This is a genomic window from Mesorhizobium sp. FG116, from assembly GCF_057809835.1.
Window position 1 is genome coordinate 45,347 of the sequence record NZ_JBMDKS010000026.1, and the last position, 19,199, is coordinate 64,545.

A 19,199-nucleotide genomic window follows, 5' to 3' on the forward strand; every position below is an offset into this window, starting at 1 on the left:
TAAACCCCGGCTGACGTGCGCATTGTATGCGACGAAGCTTCCGCTTTTGCGGCGAGCGTCGAAACGCTGCGGCAAGATCACCCGCCGCAGCGAACGGCCACTGGTCGATTACCCGCCGAACAGTTCGGAGAACTTGGCCTTATCGGCTTCCGTCTTTTCGACGATCGCCTTGGTGTCGAACGTCATCACCTTGACGGCGACACCCTCCGGCAACCAGGCGGGGCGCCCGACCGACGCCTTGGCCGGCAGGTAGCCCATGTCCAGCGCCAGCTTCTGGCCGGCATCCGACAAGATGAAATCGACAAACGCCTTGGCGCCTTCGACATTCTTGGCGCTCTTCATGATCGCGACCGGCTCGGTCACGGCAGGCACGCCTTCCTCGGGGAACACGAATTCGACCGGCGAACCCTTGGCCTTGGCATTCATGGCCATGAAGTCGACCAGTATTCCGTAAGGCTTCTCGCCGCTTGCCACCGATTTCAACACCGCGCCGTTGCCGCGAACGCTGACCGTGTTGTTGTCCTTCAGCTTCTGGAAGAAGTCCCAGCCGTAGGTCGAATCGCCGGCAAAGCCCGACAGCAGATAGGCCGCAGCGCCTGAATAGAGCGGGCTCGGCATAACGAGGCCATCCTTGTACTCAGGCTTGGCAAGGTCAGCCCAGTGTGCCGGCTTTTCCGCCGCGGCGGTGTTGTAGGCAATGCCGGTGGTGATCAGCTTGGAGCCGAAATAGGTCTTGTCCTTGTCGTAGGCATCAGCCTCGATGCCGTCGAGCTTGGCTTCCGGATAGGCGAGCAGCCGGTCATCCTTCTTCAAAAGCTCCATGCTGACCGCATCCGCGATCAGAAGCACGTCGGCCTGCGGGCTGTTGGCGGCAAATTCGGCGGCCAGCTTGGTCATGATATCGCTGGTGCCGGAGCGATAGATGTTCACTTCCGTGCCGGGATGAGCCGCCTTGAAGGCGTCGACCGTCTTTGCCGCGTCAGCCTCGGGCTGCGACGTATAAAGGGTGAGCGTATCGGCGCTGGCCGATCCCGAAACGAGCATGGCGGCAAGCGCGATCTGGCTCGCCAAAAGTGTGATGAAACGCGTCTTCATTGAGACCTCCTGATCTTCTGTGCACGGCGTCTCCGGACTTTATCCGGATACAACCTGCTCCTCCCTGCACGGCGTATATGACCCGTGGATGACAACACGCCTGCAGTTATAAGATATGTTCATTTGTTCATTGTCAAATACAAATGAACATTGGTAGGGTGATAAAATCGTCACGCACGGTGGGCACACTATGCGGGAGGATAGTGCGCGAATGCGGAGGGCCATGCGCGATGGGCAAAGGCAAGGCGGACAAGCCTGGCACCGAGGTACCGATGGTGTCTTCCGACCTCAACGTGAAGACGGCGTGGCTCTACTATGTCGAAGGCCTGACCCAGGAACAGATCGCCGAAAAGCTCGGCGTCAGCCGGGTCAAGGTGATGCGCACCTTGGCAGCTTGCACTGCCGAAGGCGTCGTCATCACCACCATCAATGCCGAAACGGCTGCACAGGTGGCGCTTGAGCGCGCGCTTGAAAAGCGCTGGGACCTTGATGCGGCGGTGGTCATACCGACGCCTTCGGACAAGGACAATCTGGAAAAGGCGATCGGCCACGCCGTTGCGCTTTATCTGGGCGATCAGATGCAGGATGGGATGACGCTGGCCATCGGTGGCGGCGCTACGCTGCATGCCAGCCTCGCCTTCATGGCCAGACGCCAGCTCAAATCGGCTTCCGTGATCGGGCTGGTCGGCTCGCTGCCGCACTCGCAATGGATCAATCCGTCGATCGTCGCGGCCAAGGTGGCAGAAGTGCTGGGTGTGGACAGCTACCAGATCACCGCGCCGGTGATGCTGCACGACCGAGCCCTGCGCGACCTGTTGTGGGAACAACCGGAACTGCTCGACGTCAGGCGACGCGCCGCGGATGCGGATATCGCACTGATCACGGTCGGCGAGATCTCGCCCGACGCCACCATTTTCCGCCACGCAATCGTGCCCGCTGCGCTTATCCCTTCACTGAAGGCAAAGGGCGCGGTGGCCAACATCCTGTCCTATTTCGTCGATGCGGCGGGCAAGCTGGTCGATCACGAAGTCAACGACCGTGTCATGGCCATCGGCCTCGATGTCGTCAGCGCCATTCCCAATGTCGTGCTGGCTGCCGGTGGCCACCACAAGATCGCAGCCATCCGCGCGGCACTTAAAGCAGTAGAGGCCAACGTGCTGATTACCGACAGCGAAACGGCAAAGGCACTCAGCGAAGGCTAGATCAGGCCGCGCTCGCGCAGGAAATCGTCGATGCCGACATGGGTCATTTCCTCGAACTCGGCGATGGCTTCGGCCATGCGCTGTCGCTGGCTGGCAAGCAGCGTGAACACCTGCCGCATTTCACCCGAGACCCCGAAGCGGCCCCAGCGTTCGGCGATATGGGCCGGAAGGCCGATGTCGGCGCAGAACGCTTCAAGGCTCTCATAGCCGAGTTCGCCCACGAAGGCCTTGGTATCTTCCGCCGACATGCGCTGCTCGAAGGCATGGTCGTGCAGGCGCTGCGCCACCAACTTTATGTCGGCTGGCGACGCCCCCATGAGCCTGGAGACGAAATTCCGGACTTCGGAAGGCTGGAACGGGGGCATGGGTGAACTCCTTCAAGCCGGGATGACGCCGCCAAGCGGACCGCATCTCCAATATCTAGCCCAATATAGCCGATCTTCCAGAGAGGTCACTGCGCAAGATCAAACAGAAGCCTTAGCGGCCACCGGCCATCACACCAGCATGGCCATCGGGTTTTCGATGAGGCGCTTGAAGGCGCCGATGAGTTCGGCCCCGAGCGCGCCGTCGACAGCACGGTGGTCGGTCGAGAGCGTCACCGACATTATGGTGGCGATCTTGATCTCGCCGTTCTTCACCACCGCCCGTTCTTCACCCGCACCGACCGCAAGGATCGTTGCATGCGGCGGGTTGATCACCGCGGCGAAGTCCTTGATACCGAACATGCCAAGGTTCGAGACGGCCGTCGTGCCACCCTGATATTCCTCCGGCTTCAGCTTGCGGGTGCGGGCGCGCGAAGCCAGGTCCTTCATCTCGTTGGAGATCGCGGACAGGCTTTTCTCTTCCGCCCGGCGCACGATCGGCGTGATCAGCCCGCCCGGGATCGACACCGCCACGCCGACATCGGCGTGCTTGTGCTTGACCATGGCGCTTTCGGTCCATGACGCATTGGCGTCCGGTACTTCCACCAGCGCCATTGCCATCGCCTTGATGATCATGTCGTTGACGGAGAGCTTGTAGGCCGGCACCTCGCCCTTTTCGGTCTTCCGCACCGGCGCGGCGTCGTTGAGCTGCTTGCGCAGCGCCAGAAGCGCGTCGAGTTCGCAATCGATGGTGAGGTAGAAATGCGGAATGGTCGATTTTGCTTCGACCAGCCTGCGTGCAATGGTTTTGCGCATGTTGTCGTGCGGGAGAAGTTCGTAGGAGCCTTCCTCGAACAGCTTGAGCACGGCATCGTCCGACATCGGCTTGACCGCAGGCGCAGCCGAACCGGCCGACGGACCAGCGGCAGGCGCAGACGGCGCGGCGTCCTTCGCACCACCGCCGGCAATCGCAGCCTCGACATCCGCCTTCACCACTCGGCCATGCGGACCGGTGCCGGAAACGGAAGCGAGGTCCAGCCCCGCTTCACGCGCCAGCCTGCGCGCAAGTGGCGTGGCGCGGACACCGCCACTGTCGCTCTCCGGCCTGTTCTGCGAGGCGGAAGCCTCATCCTTGTCTTGGCTTGCTACCGGGGCAGCGATGACCTCTGCCGGCTTCGCCGGAGTCTCGCCCGCAGGCGGCGCGACCGGCGATGCCCCGGCGGCTTCGCCTTCGGCATAGATCCATGCCACGGCTTGGCCGACGGGGATATCGACGCGCTCCTTGCCGGTGATGTTGCGGAGGATGCCGCTGGCAGGGGCGTCGATTTCCATCGCGGCCTTGTCGGTCTCGATCTCGAACAGCACGTCGCCCTGCTTGACGCTCGCGCCTTCCGCAACGAACCAGCGCGAAATCTGCCCGGTCGCCATATCCATGTCGACCTTGGGAAGGATGACTTCGACCGGCATCGCCTAACGCACTCCCTTGACCAGATCGCGCGCGGCGGAAACAATGTCCGGCACCTGCGGCACGGTCGCCTTTTCCAGGTCGGGATTGTAAGGGATCGGCATTTCCGCTCCACCCAGCCGCACGATAGGTGCATCCAGATAGTCGAAGGCCTCGCTCTCGGCGATCATGGCGCTGACTTCCGCGCCGATGCCGAGCGTCTTAACCGCTTCATAGACGCAAAGCAGTTTCGACGTCTTCTTTACGCTGCCGATCACCGTCTCGCGGTCGATGGGGCGGATGGAGCGCAGATCGATCACTTCGATATCCATGCCCTCGCCCGAAAGCGTCTCTGCCGCTTCAAGCGCCTTGTGCACCATGATCGATGTGGCGACGATGGTGAGGTCGCGGCCCTCGCGGCGTATCTCGGCCTTGCCGATCGGCACCGTGTAGTGACCCTCCGGCACCGGCCCCTTCATCTTGTAGAGCAGCTTGTGCTCGAAGATCATGACCGGATCTGGATCGGCGATTGCCGCCAGAAGCAAACCCTTGGCGTCGTGCGGCGTCGCCGGCTGGATCACCTTCAGCCCCGGCACGTGGCCAAGCCAGGCTTCTAGGCTCTGGCTGTGCTGGGCGGCGGCACCCGTACCCGAACCGGCCGGAAACCGCATGACAAGCGGTACCGAAACTTCACCGCCAAGCATGAAGCGCATCTTTGCCGCCTGGTTGACGATCTGCTCCATGCCGAGCGTGGCGAAATCCGAGAACTGGAACTCGAAGATCGGCCGCATGCCGGTGACGGCAGCGCCTACTGCGACACCCGCACCGCCAAGTTCGGAAATCGGCGTGTCCATCACCCGGTCGGTGCCGAAGCGTTCGACGAGGTCGCCGGTGACCTGGAATGCGCCACCGTAGACACCGATGTCCTCGCCCATGAGGAACACGCGCTCGTCGGCTTCCATGGCGATCGCCATCGCTTCCTGGATGGCCTGCGCATAGCTCAGTTCACGCACCGCCGTATCCATCACGCCACCTCTGTATAGACATAGCGGTCGAGATCGCTCAGCTCCGGAGCGGGGCTTTGCTTGGCGAACTCGATGCCGTCGGCGATCTCCTGCTTGACCGATTCACGCACCACCTCGATGCCCTTTTCATCAATGATGCCGAACTCCTTGAGCTCGGTTTCGAACAAAAGGATCGGGTCGCGATTGGTGATCCAGTCCTCGATCTCTTCCTTGGTGCGGTAGCGGTTGCGGTCGCTCTTGGAATGGCCGCGATAGCGGTATGTCTTGGACTCGATCAGCGTCGGCCCCTCGCCTGCCCGCGCCCGCTCGGCGGCAGCGTGAGAGGCTTCGGCGACTTCCGAGAAATTGTTTCCGTTAACGATCACGCCCGGCATCGAATAAGCGGCGGCCCGATCGGCAATGTTCTTCACCGCGGTCGAGCGCGCGGTTGAGGTGGACATGCCGTATCCGTTGTTTTCACAAACGAAGATCACCGGCAGCTTCCAGATCGAAGCCATGTTGAGCGCTTCGTGGAACGCGCCTTCATTGTTGGCGCCATCGCCGAAGAACGACACGACGACCTTGCCGGTTTTCATGCGCTTGGCTGAAAGTGCCGCACCAACCGCAATTGGGATGCCGCCGGCAACGATGCCGTTGGCGCCGAGATTGCCCTTGGCCACATCGGCGATATGCATCGAACCGCCACGGCCTTTGCAGTATCCGGTGGTCTTGCCGAAGAACTCGGCGAACATGCGCTTCACGTCCGCGCCCTTGGCGATGCAGTGGCCGTGACCGCGATGCGTCGAGGTGATCTGGTCATCTTCATGGAGCGGCATGCAGATGCCCATGGCGCTCGCCTCCTGCCCGATGGACAGGTGCATGGTGCCGTGGATGAGGCCGCGCATGTAGCTGTCCTCCGCACCTTCCTCGAAGCGGCGGATGAGATACATCTTGCGCAGCACATCCCTGAGCTGGTCAGGCGAATACTGCCGGTAGGCGAACGGCAGGTTGGTTTGCTCGGGCGAGATCGCTTTCCTGGCTGTGGCCATCTTGGACCTCCTTAACCGTAGACCAGCTTGTCTTGGCGGGCGCGCAGTTCGGCAATCTTCGAACCCGGAGCCGGCGCCGCATTGGCATAGGTGATGAGTTCGCCCTTCTTGATCGGCGCGGTGACCGATCCGCCTTGCAGCAGGCCGCACGGAATGGCCTTGGCAGAGCGCGCCTCAGGCGCGGTCATGATCCATGCTCGGTAGCAATATTCACCGATTGCATCCAGCTTCTCACCCGGCTGCATGTCCTTCTTGGCAACGGCGCAGACTTCAGCGACCGGCTTGGCCAGCGGCACCATGTCGGCCTTGCCGTAGAGCACAACGCGCGCGCAGGTCAGCGGCACTTCGAGCGAGGTCAGGTGATAGGGCCGATGGAAGGTGAAGTACGGGCCCTTGCCCATCTTCAGATCTTCCATGCGCTCCGAAATGCGCGGATGCGACATGTCGGCGATGACGAACACGCCGGGCGCAACGCCCTTACCGATCGAATAGTCGACGACGCCGACCTTCGACAGCACGCCGCCATCCTTCTCGGGCACCAGCACCTTGGACAGTTCGCCAAGCGTCGCGGCGGGGCCATGCATGCCCGGCTTGTCCGGCACCAGGCCGGTAGCGTTGGCGATCGCCGCCATCTCGACCATGGTCTTGGAGCCATCTACGAACTCGACCAGCATGCGCACGTTCATGTTGCGCTGCTTGGCCTCTTCCTCATAGGCGGGCGGCGTCGCATCGATGTTGAGCGGATTGTTCTTGCCCTTGCCGGCGGCAACGATCGGGTGGCCCATCGCGGAGACGAACTCGATCAGTTCCATGCAGGACGACGGCTCGTCACCGGCGCCGAGCGAATAGGTCACGCCGAGGCGGTCGGCTTCGCTCTTGAGATAGGCGCCGATGGTGACGTCAGCCTCGACGTTCATCATGACGAGATGCTTGCCATGCTCCATGGCGCGCAGGCCGATTTCGGCACCCACGGCCGGAACGCCGGTGGCGTCGATCACCACGTTGATCAGCTCGTTGTTGATGATGAGGTCGGCATCGTTGGTCACCGCGATCTTGCCGCCCTCGATGGCCGAGGTCATGTCGCCGGCATTGGAGACCTCACGCGAATAGCCCTTCTCGCGATAGGCGATGTCGACGGCCCGGTGAGCATTGGGAATGTTGAGCTCGGAAATCGCGCCGATTTCGAGACCCGACATGTGCGCCACACGGGTTACGATATCGGTCCCCATCTCGCCGGAGCCGATAAGCCCGATACGGATCGGCTTGCCGGAGGCTGCACGCTCCTTCAGGTCTCGTGCCAAACCGATGGGGGCAACGTTGATGCTCATTCTTCACTCCTCCGCGATAGCCTGCCGCTGAGTTATGATTAATGAACATGTGTCTTTCAATCAAGCCGAATGTTCATATTTTGGTGAATTCTGCCCGATCATAGGGCTCAACGCGAAAAAGCCAGCACGAGGCTGGCCAGAACGTCGACAATCGTTCGATGCATGTGGGCGTCGCAGCGCAGCGCGATGCTGTTATTCCGCCGCCTTGAGCACTTCGGCGATATCGGCGCTATCGAGAATCATCGCCAGGTCGTCGGCGCTCAGCGTGATCGTATAGCGCTGGTTCGAACCCTTGCTGTAGATGTCCTTCACTATGAGGGTAAGTACGGTCTCCTCACCGTCCATGGTCACGTCTTCGGGCACGATTGCTCGCTCGAAGAGCTCCTTCGGGTTACCGTCTCGTTTGGCTGGGCGCACTGATATCTTCATACCGCAACGGAATGCAGCTTCCATGCCAGCCGGAATTGTGCCGATATGGGACAAATGGTTCTGCGCGCGCAACTGATACGCAATCAATCCGTTAACCGTGGCACGTTAGCGTGTTTCGCCATGACGCACCGCGCCCAAACCTGGACATTCCTGATCGCCAGCAACACGCTGTTCTGGATATGGCTCTGGCAGGCGCTGGCTTGAGGCGGCCATAGGCCGGCGATCAGATCACCGAAAAGCGGAATTCCGTAACCTGCGAATAGATTTCGCCGGGCCGCAGCACGGCCCCCGCGAAGCCCGGCTGGTGGACTGCATCTGGAAAGCGCTGCGGTTCAAGGCACACGGCTCCGAAGCGCCCAGATGAAACGCCTCCGCGCAATGCCTCGGCAACCGGAAGCGAGCCGCCATCATAGAATTGCAGCCCAGGTTCGGTCGACCAGACCTCCATTGCCGCACCTGACCTATCGCCTTCGAGGCGAGCGGCAAGCTGTGGCTTTGCGAATGGCGCAGGCGCCAGAACGAAATTGTGGTCGTAGCCGGTATGGGTCCCGAGCACCTCATTGCGGATAGGACGCAAGGCGCGAAACTCGAAATCCGTGCCGTCCACTTGCCGGATTTCGCCGGTCGGGATCGAAGCATCGTCCACCGGCGTATAGGCTTGCGCTGGGATCATCAGGCGATGGTCGAGTGCCGTGCCATCGCCGTTGAGATTGAAATACGGATGGGCCGCCATGTTGACCAGCGTTTCACGGTCCGCTTCAGCCCGCAGTTCGATCGCAAGACGGTCCGGAGCGAGCGTGTACCTGCAACTCGCACGCACTTCACCCGGATAACCCTGATCGCCATCCGGTGAGACAAGGCTGAAGAGAACCGAAGTCTCGTCATGTCGTTCGACGTGCCACAAGCGAGCGAAGAAACCACCCGCCCCGCCATGCAGGTGCGTCCTGCCCTTCTCGTTGAGGTCGAGCTGATAGTCCTTGCCGCCTAGCGTTACCTTACCGCCGGCAATCCGGTTGGCGCAGCGGCCGACGATCGCACCGAAAAACGCGCCATGGCTCTTGTAGGCTTCGAGGTTGTTGAACCCCAGCACGATGCTCTTTGGTCCCAAGCGCGTCGGCACGACCAGATCGGCAAGCGTCGCGCCATAGGCAAGGACTCTGGCCGACAACCCGCCATTGCGGATCGTGAGCGGATCGAGGCGGGCATTCATGCTACCGGTCATGGTTGCCGCCCTGCCCCTCGCGAAGCTCTCGAGCCACTGTCTTTTGCGCGTCGAAATCGGCCCGCTTCTGCCGGATCTCATCAGGCGAAAGCCGCTCGATATTGCAATAGTCGAGCTTCCAGTCCGGATCTGAGCTCCAAATCAACGGCGACTGGACCGTGGTTCGCGCCGCCGGGGCCGCCTCAAGCAATGCGAGCGCAAGCTCAAGCGTCACATCTTGCGAAGCCAGATCTCCCGGCCGCCCGGCCGCATTGCCAAGCGGAAAGTCCGAGAACAAAAGGCGCGGCACGCCGACATATTCCACGATGTCCTTGGCACAGCCCATGACGACCGTTGCAATGCCGTTAGCTTCCAAAAGCCGCGCGACAAGGCTGACGCTTTGGTGGCAGACTGGACAGTTGGCGACGAGCAACACCGCATCGACCGCATCCGTCTTGCATCGGGCGAGTATGTCCGGACCGTCCACCTCCAGCGTGGTGCGCTGGCTGCGGTTGGTGGGCAGACCATGAAAGCGCGGCGCGACAGCACCGATGCGTCCACGCTTTGCCGCACGCCTCAGCGCGGCCAATGGAAAATAGCTCGCAATATCTTCTGCGGTCGTGTGCTTGCGATCAATGGCGACATGCGAAATGCGCAAATCGGGATCGGTTGCGGTATCGCCCGAATAGACCTGATAGAATTTGGCGGCGGCATTGTAGGGCGCGCCCGGCCCCTGATCGCCCTTATCAGGCTGGTAGGGCGCGGCCGTGGTGACAATCGTCACCCGGCACTCGGCCAGCGGCTTTTGCAACCGGTGAAAAGGCACCTTGGCATAGTGCGCCCATTCGTAAGGCGCGCCATACCCCAATGCCTGATAGTAGGTTCGAACCCGCTGAAGATAAGGGATCGGCTGATCATGCGAGGGCGCAAAGCCGGATGCGTTGCCTGACCCGTTCGGCACCGATCACTTGGCCTTTTCGTAGGTATATCTGAAGGTGCAGCGCGGCGCGCCGGCCATGATGGTGTGGGTGCGCTCGAGCTGGATGTTCGGATCGTAGCCCTTGCAGAAATTGCCGTCGCGATTGCATGACATCAGGTGGCCGATATGGCCAAGCCCCATCTCCCGATAAGTCTCGGCATAGCGGCAGCGGACCACATCGAAGTTGAACGTATCTTCGGTGGCATCGAGCACTTCTATTTCCAGCGCCGAATCCGCCGTCCACAAATCGTAGAGCTTGATGAATTCAGCCATCGAGGTCTCACCGCCAGGCGCCTTGCCGGCGAATGACTTGCCCTCGGCGATAGCAGCTTTGCGGATTGCCGAATCGAGAATGGCGTCGGCCTTTTCCTTGCCCAACGCTTCGACCATCTCGGCATGGATCGGCCCGATCACCTGCGCTTGCAAGCTGCGTTTGAGAAGAACGGGCAGATCGGACGGGGTTTTCATTGTCATCACCTCTGATCCTGCTGCCTACGCCCGATGGCGATGGTGGGCAAGATTGCAGCAGCCCGAACACCGAAAATTGCACAAAGCAACCTTCACGCATGTCATCAAGGGTGAGTTCAGGTCAAAACCTATTGCCGCAGATGGCGCAGCAGCTCCAACAATTGCCGGTCCCTATCCTGCAGGGCCTTGCCGGGCTCCTTCAGTTCCGGCAACTCGCCAACCTGCCGCTCGACTTCATCGATCAACGCATTGTCGACTTCGACCGGGTGGATGGAGGCAAGCACGTTCTCGCGATGGCCCTTGTAGCGGCGAAGTGCTGCGCCGATGCCCTTTTCGCCGGCAGAAAAGGCCGTCAGGGCAAAGGGGCCGTAAAGCGCCCAGCGTAGGCCGGGTCCATTGACGAAGGCCTCGTCGACTTCCTCGACGGTCGCGACGCCGTTCTTCACAAGGCTCAACGCCTCCTGCAAAACAAGGGTCTGGAACCTGTTGGCGAGAAAGCCCGGCACGTCCTTGCGCACATGCACCACTGTCTTGCCCAAGCTTTCATAGAACGCCCTTGCCCAATGAAGTGCAGCGGGGCTGGTCTTCGCCCCGCCGACGATTTCCACCAGCGGAACCAGATGGGCGGGCGTAAACGGATGGCCGACGATGCAGCGCTCGGGATGCCTGCAATTCTTCTGGATGGTGGACATCGGGATGCCAGACGTGCTCGACGCGATCACCACATCGGGCGCAAGCACGCTATCCAACCGCGTGAACAGGTCGACCTTCACCGCTTCCTGTTCCGGTCCGTTTTCCTGGACGAAGTCTGCTCCCTGCACCGCCGATGCCAGATCAGGCTCAAACCGCAACCGCTCGCGCCAACCGCCAACCACCGGACCGATCTTGGCGAGATCGGCCATGTTGGCCTCGATGATCGGCAGTGCACGCTGCCATGAGCGCTCTTCCGTGTCGGTGGCGCAAACGGCAAACCCGCGTGACAGGAAGACCGCCGCCCAACTCGTGCCGATGAGGCCGAGCCCGACACACGCCACTGTCTTTAGGTCCGCCCGGCCGATCACCGCTGCTTCGCCGTGAAGTCCGTTTATGCTGTCGGCGCTCACGATAGGGCACGCTGGTTGTAGAGATCGAAATTGCCGCCCCGGACCGTTATGGTCGAGGTTCCAAGCGATTTGGCAACCGGAAGATCGGCCAGCGTGTTGACGATGCGAAACTGCGTCGGCATGTCTTCCCATGCCGGGCGCTGGAAGCGGATCGATCCTGTGCCGATTTTGGCGCCGACGACCTCGCCGGCAGTCAGCGAGGGCGAGAGCGCCGCGTGAGCCACGTCGGCCGTGCCCCACTCCCCGGTCCTCGGCATGTATTTATAGTGAAGCAGATTCCCTTGCGTGTCGGGACCCGGGTCCAGCCTGTCTTTCGCAAGGTCGGCCTCGCGCAAACCGTCCAGGTCCATATCGAGGAAGCGGAAGCCATACCAGGACGCCTCGCAATTCATGCGCCCGGCCACGATGCGCGGCGGCGGCAGATCGCAATAGATCTTGGCGACTCCCAGTTCCTCGCGCCCGGTCATGATCGGATCGGCCATGTTTTCCCAAAGCACGAGACAAAGCGATCCGACTGCCTCATCCACCTTGCCCTTGTACCGGGCGGGAACATTGACGCCGAGCGTGTTGTAGCCGCGGCCTGCAAGCCATGGCAGGTTGCGCAAATAGGCGAAGGTTATCTTGACGACCGGGTCGCCGTAGATTTCGAAACCTGGCGGCAGCAGTGCCTCCAGCGCAGGCCGTTCCGACAGGAAATAGGCGCTGACGGCGTCGAACTCATGGTCGCTCCAGTCATACCTGCCGCCATCCGGATTGTGACGCGGACCGAGGGTCGGTCCGAAATGCGTGGGCATCCGGTACATGCGGTTGGCGAGGAATTCATAGGCCATTTCATTCGGTCCAATCGAAATAGTGGCGGGGCGTCACGAAACGACCGCGCCGAGTTTCACCTTGCCGCGCCGCATCAGGAGGATGGCGAGGCTGGCAGCGGTGACGGTAAACAGGCTGAGACTGACGCTGAGCGCCGCAATCGTCGGCTTGAGTTGGTATTTGAGCTCGCCAAGAATGGTGAGCGGCACCGTCTTGACGCCGCCGCCGACGAAGAGCGCCAGCACTAGTTCGTCGAAGCTGCTGACAAAGCAGAGCAAGGCTGCTGCAACGACGCTGGGCAGCATGTTGGGAAGCAGGATGCGGCGGAATATCGTCCATCGGCTCGCGCCGAGCGAAAAGGCCGCCGCTTCAAGTTGCGGATCTATGGCGGCAATGCCGAGCCCGCAGATGATGAAAACGAACGGCATCACATAGACGATGTGGGTCAGCACGATCGCCAGCATTGTGCCGCTGATGCTGAGCTTGGCCAGCAACAGATATTGCCCGGCTGCGATGGCAACGGTCGGCAAGAGAAGCGGGCTGAGCGCCAGCCCTTCCACCACGAACTTGCCGCGATAGTCATAGCGCGTCGCCGCATAGGCCGCCGGCAGCCCCAGCACCAGCGCGCCGAGGGTCGAGAGCACGCCGATCGATACCGAATTGAAGAAGGCATGTCGCCAGTGGGCATCGCCAAACAGTTCGCCGTACCAGCGCAGCGAAAGCGCGCCGGTTGGGATCGCGAAGCTTTCCCCTGCGGTCAGCGAGACGGCGAACACCACCGCGACGGGCATCAATATGAATGCCAGCGTGACGATGCCGACGAAGGCAAGTGTCGAGTCGGCCGCGACGTGGAGTACCCGGCGCCGTGATTGGCGTCCCGACTTGGTCATCGCGCCGCCTGCCTTTGCCGCGGATTGCCGAGCCTTTTGGCCAGCGCAATCGATGCCAGGAAGATAAGCAGCAGGATGACCGACAGCGCCGCACCGCTTCCCCATTCGCCACGCCGGTGGATGAGGAGTTCTATCAGGTTGGGCGCAAGCAGCACCTTGCCGCCGCCGAGAACGGAAGGGGTTATGTAGAAGCCGGTTGCGATGGCAAACACCATGATCGAGGTCGACAAGGTGGCGCGCCCGACCAGCGGCAGGAATATGCGCTTGAATGTCGTCCAGCGGGACGCACCAAGGCTTTTCGCAGCCTCAAGCAGCCGCCTGTCGACCTTGTGGAATGCGGCGAGCAGCGGCAGGGCCGCGACCGGAAAAAGCACGTTGGCGGTGCCGAGTACGACGGCCAGCGGATTGTAGATGAGCGTCAGCGGCGCATCGATGACGCCCATTGCCAAGAGGCTGCGATTGACAAGGCCATTGAAGCCAAGCACCGGCATCCAGCTCAGCGCCCGCACCAGGTAGCTGATGAAGAACGGCATCACGATGCAGGCGATGACGACAGGCTTCCATCGCTTGGGAAGATTGAGCACCCAAAGCGAAAACAGGAATGCGAGCGCCGTCGTCGTAGCGGCGACGATCACACCCAAAAGCAGCGTCATCCCGATCACCCGCATATAGGTCCGCGAGGAGACGACCTGCACGTAGTTGGAAAACAGGTGTGGCTCCGCCCCGAAGCTGAAAACAACAATACCGAGGAGCGGAACCACGAGGGTCAAAGCCAGGAACAGGACCAGAGGCGCATTGAGCGCGATCCGGCTTGCCGCAGGCGAAGACAGCATCTTCATGACCGATGCCTTTTTATGTCGGGCTGCCGAGTTTAAAGGTTCGCGCGGAATTCGGTCCAACGCTTGTCGATTGCCGCACGGTTTTCCGTCCACCACTGCGAGTTGATCGGAACCTGAACCGCCCTGTTCTGCACCGAAGACGGCAGCATCTTGCGCTGATCGTCCGTCAGCAATGCATCCAGACCCTCGCTCGGCCCCGAATAGGCAATGGTTTCCACGGCCTTCAACTCGTTTTCCGCGACCGTCATTTCGTGGAAGAACTTCATCGCCGCAGCCTTGGAATCGGCGTCGATGCCCTTGGTCACGGCAAGGTAGTTCAGGACGCTGATGCCCTGATTGTAGGTCATGCCGACATCCTTGCTGTAGGCGACGCGGCCCGAATAGATCAGCGCGTAGTCGACTTCGCCAGAGGTCACCAGTTCGGCAGCCTGAGAGCCGCTGTCCCACCAGACCTGCACCTTGTCCTTGTTCGCTTCAAGGAAAGCGAAAGCACGGTCGACGTCGAGCGGGTAGAGCTTGTCGGCGGGAACGCCATCGGCAAGCAGCGCGACTTCAAGCTGGGCATAGGCGTCATAAGACATCATCGCCCGGCGACCGGGGAAATTCTCCGTATCGAAGAAATCTTTCCAGGTGCTGATCGGCTTGGCCTTGCCGTTCCACGACATCACGTAGGAATAGTAGTGGCGGCCAATAGCCTTCGGCTGTTTGGCTTCAGGGAAGATGGGATCAGGCGCGATGGCATCCCAATCGAGGTCTTCGAACAGGTCCGGCTGCGAAAGAACGTCGGCAAGTTCGACGTCCCAGACATGCCGGTCGATGGTGCCGGACTGCAGCATCGCCTTCAACTCGCCAAGCGCCGATTCAAGTCCGACGAAACGAACCGGAATTCCGGTCTTGGCGGTGAAAGGTGCGGCATATGCCTTCTCGAGTGCCTCGCCCGCTTGTCCTCCCGACTGGGCAATGACCAGTTCACTGGCGGCGGCAAATGCCCGCGATGCCAGGGTAGATGAGATTGCGCCGGCAAACGCCGACGAGCCTAATAGTTTTACGACAGTTCTGCGCGTTATGGTCATGCTCGTCTCCGCAAGCGTTGACATATAATGTGTACATGTATACATGTGCACGAATGTTAAAACGAGTCAAGCGGCACCGATGGCGATGATTTCGAACGGCACGGCAGGGATGGCTGGAATATGAATGAAAGCCCGCAAGACAGAGTGGACATCGTGCCGCTCAGGGCGTGCCCACAGTTCGCGCCGGTCATCGCGAGCTGGGTCTATTTCCAGTGGTCCGTCCCCATGCGCAGAAGCTGGGAAAACACGCTCATTCGCTACGACCCGACCACTCCGGCCGGCGCACTGCCCGCGACATTTGTCACAACGATAAATGGAGCGCCGGCGGCGATGGCGTCGCTGCGCATCACCGACAGCTACGATTTCCTGCCGGGCGCAACGCCGTGGATATGCAACGTGTTTGTTCATGACGGCGCGCGCGGACGCGGTCTCGCGACCCTGCTTTGCCAGCACATTGTCAACTACGCCAGAGAACAGGGGTTTGCGGAATTGTTTCTCGCTACGTCCGTGGAAAGCAATTCGCTCTACCATGGCCTCGGCTTCGCCGAAGTGCATAGGGTCGACTATTTCGGGCCCAAATTCATCCTGCGCCTGCCACTGGAAACCGGAATCGCGGAGGCAATGGCCCATGGCTGATATTCCGCAGCTTCACCATTTCATTGACGGCCGCGACTTCACGACCAAGGCCGGCGAAGAACGCCTCCTGTCCAACCCCGCCAACGAAACGCCGCTTTGGCGCATGCCGCTTGCAACGGCGGAAGTCGTCGCCACCGCCGTGGCCGCTGCCCGCAAGGCGAGCGACGCTTGGGCAGCACTGGCGCCTACTGACCGCGCCAGCATTTTGCACCGCTGCGCCAGCCAAATTCGATCCGACGCCGAAGAGATTGCCCGGCGCATCACACTGGAAAATGGTAAGCCCATCACCGAATCGCGTGTCGAAGCGCTGATAACAGCCGACGAGATCGTTGCCGTGGCCGAACTGGCAACGCAGCTTCGCACAGGCAAACAGGCATCGCAGGCCAGGTCGCTTAGCTTCCAGCATGCCCGTCCTCGCGGCGTCGTCGCCTGCATCATGCCCTGGAACTACCCGCTTCTGACTGTACTCTCACATGTCTTCGCGGCACTTTCAGTGGGCAACACCGTGGTGCTCAAGCCATCCGAGAAGGCGCCCAACAGCGTACTCGCGCCCGTGCGCGCGCTGTCGAAGATCTTGCCCGACGGCGTCCTGAACATCGTGATGGGAGACGGCGTCGCGGGCAAGGAACTGGTGGCGCACACCGATGTCGACTGCGTGCTGTTCGTCGGCAGTCAGCGGACCGGGCAGCGTGTCGCCGAGGAATGCGCGCGCCATCTTCGCCCCTCAATCATGGAACTGGGCGGCAAGGACTGCTTCATCGTCGATGCGCTTTGCGATCTCGATCGCGTCGTACCGGTGGCGCTGGAATGCGCCATGCGCAATGCCGGGCAGATTTGCACCTCCAGCGAACGCTTCCTTGTCCATCGCTCTCACTACCCGGAATTCGCGGATAGGCTTGCCAAGGCAGCCGCGCGGCTGCAGATCGGCCCCGGCCTCGAAGAGGCGACGCAGATCGGCCCGCTGATCGATGCCAGCCAATTGGCGGTCGTCGAAAGCCATGTCGCGGGCTCGGCCGGCGCCGGCGCGGAAATCCTGACCGGGGGCCGTCGCGAGCGACGCCAAGGCTTCTTCTATCCGCCCACAATTGTTGCAGACGTGCCAGCCGATTGCGCTCTTTGGCAGGACGAAACCTTCGGGCCTGTAGCTGCCTTGCGGCCGTTCGACGATTTCGACGAAGCGATCTCGATGGCCAATGGAGGCCCTTATGGCCTCGGCGCTGTTCTATTTACAGACTCCTCGCGCCACGCCATGCAGGCAATGGACCAACTCGATGTCGGGCTGCTCAAGATCAATACGGCGATTGGCATCGCGACCGGCTCGACGTGGGAGCCCGCCAAGCAAAGCGGCTTTGGCTACGGCAACGGCCGCGAACTTCTGTTGTCGCTCGTGCACCAGAAATCGGTGCTGTGGCAGGCATGAACAAACACACCCCTATAGAGGTGAGAATGACCGAAAAGCTTGTCCTGACAGGATTGACCAAGCGATATGGCAACCATCTTGCCGTGGACGGCCTTGAACTGCAGGTCAAGGAAGGCGATTTCATCTCCTTCCTCGGACCGAGCGGTTCGGGCAAGACCACGGTCCTCAACATGATCGCCGGGCTGGTCGAGCCGACCAGCGGCAGCATCATGATCGACGGCGTAGACCTGACCCGCCAGCCGGCGAACCAGCGCAACATCGGGTTGGTCTTCCAGAACTATGCGCTATTCCCGCATTTGACCGTAAGCGGGAACATTGCCTTTCCGCTTGAGGTGCGCGGCCATTCGCCTGATGAGATTTCCCGAAAGGTCGATGAAACGCTGCGGCTGGTGAAGCTCGAGGGATTTGGCGAGCGCCTTCCAAGCGAGCTTTCCGGCGGCCAGCAGCAACGTGTGGCCTTGGCCCGCGCCATCGTGTTCGAGCCGTCGCTGCTGCTGCTCGACGAACCGCTGGGCGCCCTTGACCGGCGGCTGCGCGAAAGCCTGCGCCAGGAACTTCGCAGCCTGCAACGCGCAACGGGCATCACGACGATCATGGTCACCCACGACCAGGAGGAGGCGCTGACGATGTCCGATCAGGTTCTCGTCATGGCCGGTGGACGCGCCGAGCAGATCGGCTCGCCCGAAGACCTTTACCAGCGCCCGCGCAATCGTTTCGTCGCGGAATTCATGGGTTCGTCCAACATCGTCGCCGGAACCAGCCTGAGCAAAAGCGGCAAGACATTTCTCCAGATCGGCAAGATAGCAGTCCCTCGCAGCGGTGACGCGGCAGCCGATGGACGCCCCATGCAGTTCGCCGTTCGCCCCGATGCGGTCGGATTCGACACCGATGGACTTGTTCCAAGCGCGCTGATCGGCACGGTCGTAGGCTCGGAATTCTGCGGCGAATACTACCGCCTGCACATAGAAACAGACGACCTCGGCATTCTCGCCAGCCATATCAAGACAAACACACCTCCCGCCATCGGCACACAGGGCGTATTGACTTGGAGTGCCGCCGACATGCATCAACTGTCGGATGACGGCTGACCGAACTGCCCGGCAACTTCCGCAGGAACAAGGCTCCCACATGCCCGCCAAGAAAATAGACGACGTCCAAGGTGGTGCTGCCAGCCTGTCTTCTTCCGTCGGCGGGCGCTCGATGAAGCTGGATCAGGGCATGGGTAGCGCCACGCTGTCGGCGCAGCTCTACGAGAAGGTGCGCGATCTCATCTATCTGGGCGTTCTGCCGCCCGGAACGCAGGTCACCGAGCAAGGCCTTTCACGGCAGTTCGGCGTCTCGCGCACACCTATGCGTGAAGCGCTCAGGATGCTGGAATCGCGAGGGTTCGTGGAGATAACGCCCAACAAGGGCGCGCGTGTCGGCGTTGTCGACAACGAGGAATATCACACCGGCATGGCCATCGTTTCGGTCGTGGACGAAATCCTCGCCGAACGCATTTGCCGACTCGTTACCGACGATGACATTGCGGAACTCGAAGTCCTCGAAATGCTGATGACCAAGGCCTTCGAAAACCGCGACAAGGAAAAATACCTGCGGGTGAATTTCCAGATCCACGAGCGCCTCGAAGCCATCGGCGACAGCTTCTTCCTGCAGTCTATCCGCTCGTTCATCTCGGCGCGGCTCGCCTCGAAGAGCCATGTCCTTCTCGGCGATCCGGCAACCTGGAAACGCTTTTACGAGGAACACCTGGCCATGACCGCGGCTGTGCGTGCCCGCGATGTCGAGGCCCTGCGCAAGGTCTTCCGCAACCACAACCAGACGATCGACTGACGGCGGGAGGGATCGTCGAGACCCCTCCCCGCCA

The 19,199-nt window shown here is 61.3% G+C and carries 21 protein-coding genes; 6 read left to right on the forward strand and 15 right to left on the reverse strand.

What is annotated here, in order from left to right; genetic code table 11:
- Positions 1–108: 108 nt before the first annotated feature.
- On the reverse strand, positions 109–1,095 hold the full coding sequence (locus ACODTY_RS18595) for an ABC transporter substrate-binding protein (RefSeq protein ID WP_488995693.1): 987 nt from the start codon (positions 1,093–1,095) through the stop codon (positions 109–111).
- Between the two features lie 230 nt (positions 1,096–1,325).
- Between ACODTY_RS18595 and ACODTY_RS18600 the strand changes: the two genes are divergently transcribed.
- The gene (locus tag ACODTY_RS18600; protein WP_488995694.1) at positions 1,326–2,297 is read left to right on the forward strand and encodes a sugar-binding transcriptional regulator; all 972 of its coding nucleotides are present in this window, start codon (positions 1,326–1,328) and stop codon (positions 2,295–2,297) included.
- On the opposite strand, the gene ACODTY_RS18605 is transcribed toward ACODTY_RS18600, so the two are convergent.
- From ACODTY_RS18605 to ACODTY_RS18630, 6 genes are all read right to left on the reverse strand, one after another.
- Complete coding sequence (locus tag ACODTY_RS18605; RefSeq protein WP_488995695.1) at positions 2,294–2,662, reverse strand: hypothetical protein; 369 nt, start codon at positions 2,660–2,662, stop codon at positions 2,294–2,296. The genes ACODTY_RS18600 and ACODTY_RS18605 overlap by 4 nt on opposite strands.
- A gap of 129 nt (positions 2,663–2,791) precedes the next feature.
- Positions 2,792–4,126, reverse strand: a complete 1,335-nt coding sequence (locus tag ACODTY_RS18610) for a pyruvate dehydrogenase complex dihydrolipoamide acetyltransferase (RefSeq protein WP_488995696.1) — start codon at positions 4,124–4,126, stop codon at positions 2,792–2,794.
- A 3-nt stretch (positions 4,127–4,129) separates the two neighbouring features.
- Positions 4,130–5,128 carry an alpha-ketoacid dehydrogenase subunit beta gene (locus tag ACODTY_RS18615; RefSeq protein ID WP_488995697.1) on the reverse strand — a complete coding sequence of 333 codons (999 nt, stop codon included), beginning with the start codon at positions 5,126–5,128 and terminating at the stop codon, positions 4,130–4,132.
- Positions 5,128–6,156 (reverse strand): thiamine pyrophosphate-dependent dehydrogenase E1 component subunit alpha, encoded by a 1,029-nt coding sequence (locus ACODTY_RS18620; RefSeq protein ID WP_488995698.1) that lies wholly within the window; start codon positions 6,154–6,156, stop codon positions 5,128–5,130. The genes ACODTY_RS18615 and ACODTY_RS18620 overlap by 1 nt, the downstream gene beginning before the upstream one ends.
- Positions 6,157–6,167: 11 nt before the next feature.
- Positions 6,168–7,484: an NAD(P)H-dependent oxidoreductase gene (locus ACODTY_RS18625; RefSeq protein ID WP_488995699.1), complete on the reverse strand. Its 1,317-nt coding sequence runs from the start codon at positions 7,482–7,484 to the stop codon at positions 6,168–6,170.
- 192 nt (positions 7,485–7,676) lie between these two features.
- The gene (locus tag ACODTY_RS18630) at positions 7,677–7,901 is read right to left on the reverse strand and encodes a hypothetical protein (RefSeq protein ID WP_488995700.1); all 225 of its coding nucleotides are present in this window, start codon (positions 7,899–7,901) and stop codon (positions 7,677–7,679) included.
- A gap of 57 nt (positions 7,902–7,958) precedes the next feature.
- Between ACODTY_RS18630 and ACODTY_RS18635 the strand changes: the two genes are divergently transcribed.
- Positions 7,959–8,117 carry a hypothetical protein gene (locus ACODTY_RS18635; RefSeq protein WP_488995701.1) on the forward strand — a complete coding sequence of 53 codons (159 nt, stop codon included), beginning with the start codon at positions 7,959–7,961 and terminating at the stop codon, positions 8,115–8,117.
- A gap of 19 nt (positions 8,118–8,136) precedes the next feature.
- On the opposite strand, the gene ACODTY_RS18640 is transcribed toward ACODTY_RS18635, so the two are convergent.
- The 8 genes from ACODTY_RS18640 to ACODTY_RS18675 all read right to left on the reverse strand — a co-directional run bounded on the left by ACODTY_RS18640 (position 8,137) and on the right by ACODTY_RS18675 (position 15,276).
- Positions 8,137–9,135: an aldose epimerase family protein gene (locus tag ACODTY_RS18640; protein ID WP_488995702.1), complete on the reverse strand. Its 999-nt coding sequence runs from the start codon at positions 9,133–9,135 to the stop codon at positions 8,137–8,139.
- Positions 9,125–10,075, reverse strand: coding sequence for a glycine reductase (locus ACODTY_RS18645; protein WP_488995703.1), 951 nt, complete (start codon positions 10,073–10,075; stop codon positions 9,125–9,127). Before ACODTY_RS18645 ends, ACODTY_RS18640 begins: the two co-directional genes overlap by 11 nt.
- 3 nt (positions 10,076–10,078) lie before the next feature.
- Positions 10,079–10,567, reverse strand: a complete 489-nt coding sequence (locus ACODTY_RS18650) for an L-2-amino-thiazoline-4-carboxylic acid hydrolase (protein ID WP_488995704.1) — start codon at positions 10,565–10,567, stop codon at positions 10,079–10,081.
- A 122-nt stretch (positions 10,568–10,689) separates the two neighbouring features.
- Entirely contained in the window at positions 10,690–11,664 is a 975-nt protein-coding gene (locus ACODTY_RS18655; protein WP_488995705.1) for a 3-hydroxyacyl-CoA dehydrogenase NAD-binding domain-containing protein, read from the reverse strand.
- Positions 11,661–12,494: an acetoacetate decarboxylase family protein gene (locus ACODTY_RS18660; protein ID WP_488995706.1), complete on the reverse strand. Its 834-nt coding sequence runs from the start codon at positions 12,492–12,494 to the stop codon at positions 11,661–11,663. The genes ACODTY_RS18655 and ACODTY_RS18660 overlap by 4 nt, the downstream gene beginning before the upstream one ends.
- Before the next feature lie 33 nt (positions 12,495–12,527).
- On the reverse strand, positions 12,528–13,364 hold the full coding sequence (locus tag ACODTY_RS18665; protein WP_488995707.1) for an ABC transporter permease: 837 nt from the start codon (positions 13,362–13,364) through the stop codon (positions 12,528–12,530).
- The gene (locus tag ACODTY_RS18670; protein WP_488995708.1) at positions 13,361–14,203 is read right to left on the reverse strand and encodes an ABC transporter permease; all 843 of its coding nucleotides are present in this window, start codon (positions 14,201–14,203) and stop codon (positions 13,361–13,363) included. Before ACODTY_RS18670 ends, ACODTY_RS18665 begins: the two co-directional genes overlap by 4 nt.
- A gap of 32 nt (positions 14,204–14,235) precedes the next feature.
- Positions 14,236–15,276 (reverse strand): extracellular solute-binding protein, encoded by a 1,041-nt coding sequence (locus ACODTY_RS18675; RefSeq protein ID WP_488995709.1) that lies wholly within the window; start codon positions 15,274–15,276, stop codon positions 14,236–14,238.
- A 120-nt stretch (positions 15,277–15,396) separates the two neighbouring features.
- On the opposite strand from ACODTY_RS18675, the gene ACODTY_RS18680 reads away from it, so the two are divergent.
- The 4 genes from ACODTY_RS18680 to ACODTY_RS18695 are packed head-to-tail and all read left to right on the forward strand — an operon-like array spanning position 15,397 to position 19,165.
- On the forward strand, positions 15,397–15,912 hold the full coding sequence (locus ACODTY_RS18680; protein WP_488995710.1) for a GNAT family N-acetyltransferase: 516 nt from the start codon (positions 15,397–15,399) through the stop codon (positions 15,910–15,912).
- The gene (locus ACODTY_RS18685; protein ID WP_488995711.1) at positions 15,905–17,332 is read left to right on the forward strand and encodes an aldehyde dehydrogenase family protein; all 1,428 of its coding nucleotides are present in this window, start codon (positions 15,905–15,907) and stop codon (positions 17,330–17,332) included. Before ACODTY_RS18680 ends, ACODTY_RS18685 begins: the two co-directional genes overlap by 8 nt.
- Positions 17,333–17,358: 26 nt before the next feature.
- Positions 17,359–18,420 (forward strand): ABC transporter ATP-binding protein, encoded by a 1,062-nt coding sequence (locus ACODTY_RS18690; protein WP_488995712.1) that lies wholly within the window; start codon positions 17,359–17,361, stop codon positions 18,418–18,420.
- Positions 18,421–18,460: 40 nt separating this feature from the next.
- On the forward strand, positions 18,461–19,165 hold the full coding sequence (locus tag ACODTY_RS18695; protein WP_488995713.1) for a GntR family transcriptional regulator: 705 nt from the start codon (positions 18,461–18,463) through the stop codon (positions 19,163–19,165).
- The last annotated feature ends 34 nt before the right edge of the window (positions 19,166–19,199 follow it).

Excerpts from the sequence above, each read along its gene's own strand:
- ACODTY_RS18660 (WP_488995706.1), bottom strand. The coding sequence starts at position 12,494 with ATGGCCTATGAATTCCTCGCCAACCGCATGTACCGGATGCCCACGCAT.
- ACODTY_RS18650 (WP_488995704.1), bottom strand. The coding sequence starts at position 10,567 with ATGACAATGAAAACCCCGTCCGATCTGCCCGTTCTTCTCAAACGCAGC.
- ACODTY_RS18670 (WP_488995708.1), bottom strand. The coding sequence starts at position 14,203 with ATGAAGATGCTGTCTTCGCCTGCGGCAAGCCGGATCGCGCTCAATGCG.
- ACODTY_RS18640 (WP_488995702.1), bottom strand. The coding sequence starts at position 9,135 with ATGACCGGTAGCATGAATGCCCGCCTCGATCCGCTCACGATCCGCAAT.
- ACODTY_RS18600 (WP_488995694.1), top strand. The coding sequence starts at position 1,326 with ATGGGCAAAGGCAAGGCGGACAAGCCTGGCACCGAGGTACCGATGGTG.
- ACODTY_RS18595 (WP_488995693.1), bottom strand. The coding sequence starts at position 1,095 with ATGAAGACGCGTTTCATCACACTTTTGGCGAGCCAGATCGCGCTTGCC.
- ACODTY_RS18625 (WP_488995699.1), bottom strand. The coding sequence starts at position 7,484 with ATGAGCATCAACGTTGCCCCCATCGGTTTGGCACGAGACCTGAAGGAG.
- ACODTY_RS18615 (WP_488995697.1), bottom strand. The coding sequence starts at position 5,128 with ATGGATACGGCGGTGCGTGAACTGAGCTATGCGCAGGCCATCCAGGAA.
- ACODTY_RS18695 (WP_488995713.1), top strand. The coding sequence starts at position 18,461 with ATGCCCGCCAAGAAAATAGACGACGTCCAAGGTGGTGCTGCCAGCCTG.
- ACODTY_RS18680 (WP_488995710.1), top strand. The coding sequence starts at position 15,397 with ATGAATGAAAGCCCGCAAGACAGAGTGGACATCGTGCCGCTCAGGGCG.
- ACODTY_RS18635 (WP_488995701.1), top strand. The coding sequence starts at position 7,959 with ATGGGACAAATGGTTCTGCGCGCGCAACTGATACGCAATCAATCCGTT.
- ACODTY_RS18620 (WP_488995698.1), bottom strand. The coding sequence starts at position 6,156 with ATGGCCACAGCCAGGAAAGCGATCTCGCCCGAGCAAACCAACCTGCCG.
- ACODTY_RS18610 (WP_488995696.1), bottom strand. The coding sequence starts at position 4,126 with ATGCCGGTCGAAGTCATCCTTCCCAAGGTCGACATGGATATGGCGACC.
- ACODTY_RS18690 (WP_488995712.1), top strand. The coding sequence starts at position 17,359 with ATGACCGAAAAGCTTGTCCTGACAGGATTGACCAAGCGATATGGCAAC.
- ACODTY_RS18675 (WP_488995709.1), bottom strand. The coding sequence starts at position 15,276 with ATGACCATAACGCGCAGAACTGTCGTAAAACTATTAGGCTCGTCGGCG.
- ACODTY_RS18605 (WP_488995695.1), bottom strand. The coding sequence starts at position 2,662 with ATGCCCCCGTTCCAGCCTTCCGAAGTCCGGAATTTCGTCTCCAGGCTC.
- ACODTY_RS18665 (WP_488995707.1), bottom strand. The coding sequence starts at position 13,364 with ATGACCAAGTCGGGACGCCAATCACGGCGCCGGGTACTCCACGTCGCG.
- ACODTY_RS18685 (WP_488995711.1), top strand. The coding sequence starts at position 15,905 with ATGGCTGATATTCCGCAGCTTCACCATTTCATTGACGGCCGCGACTTC.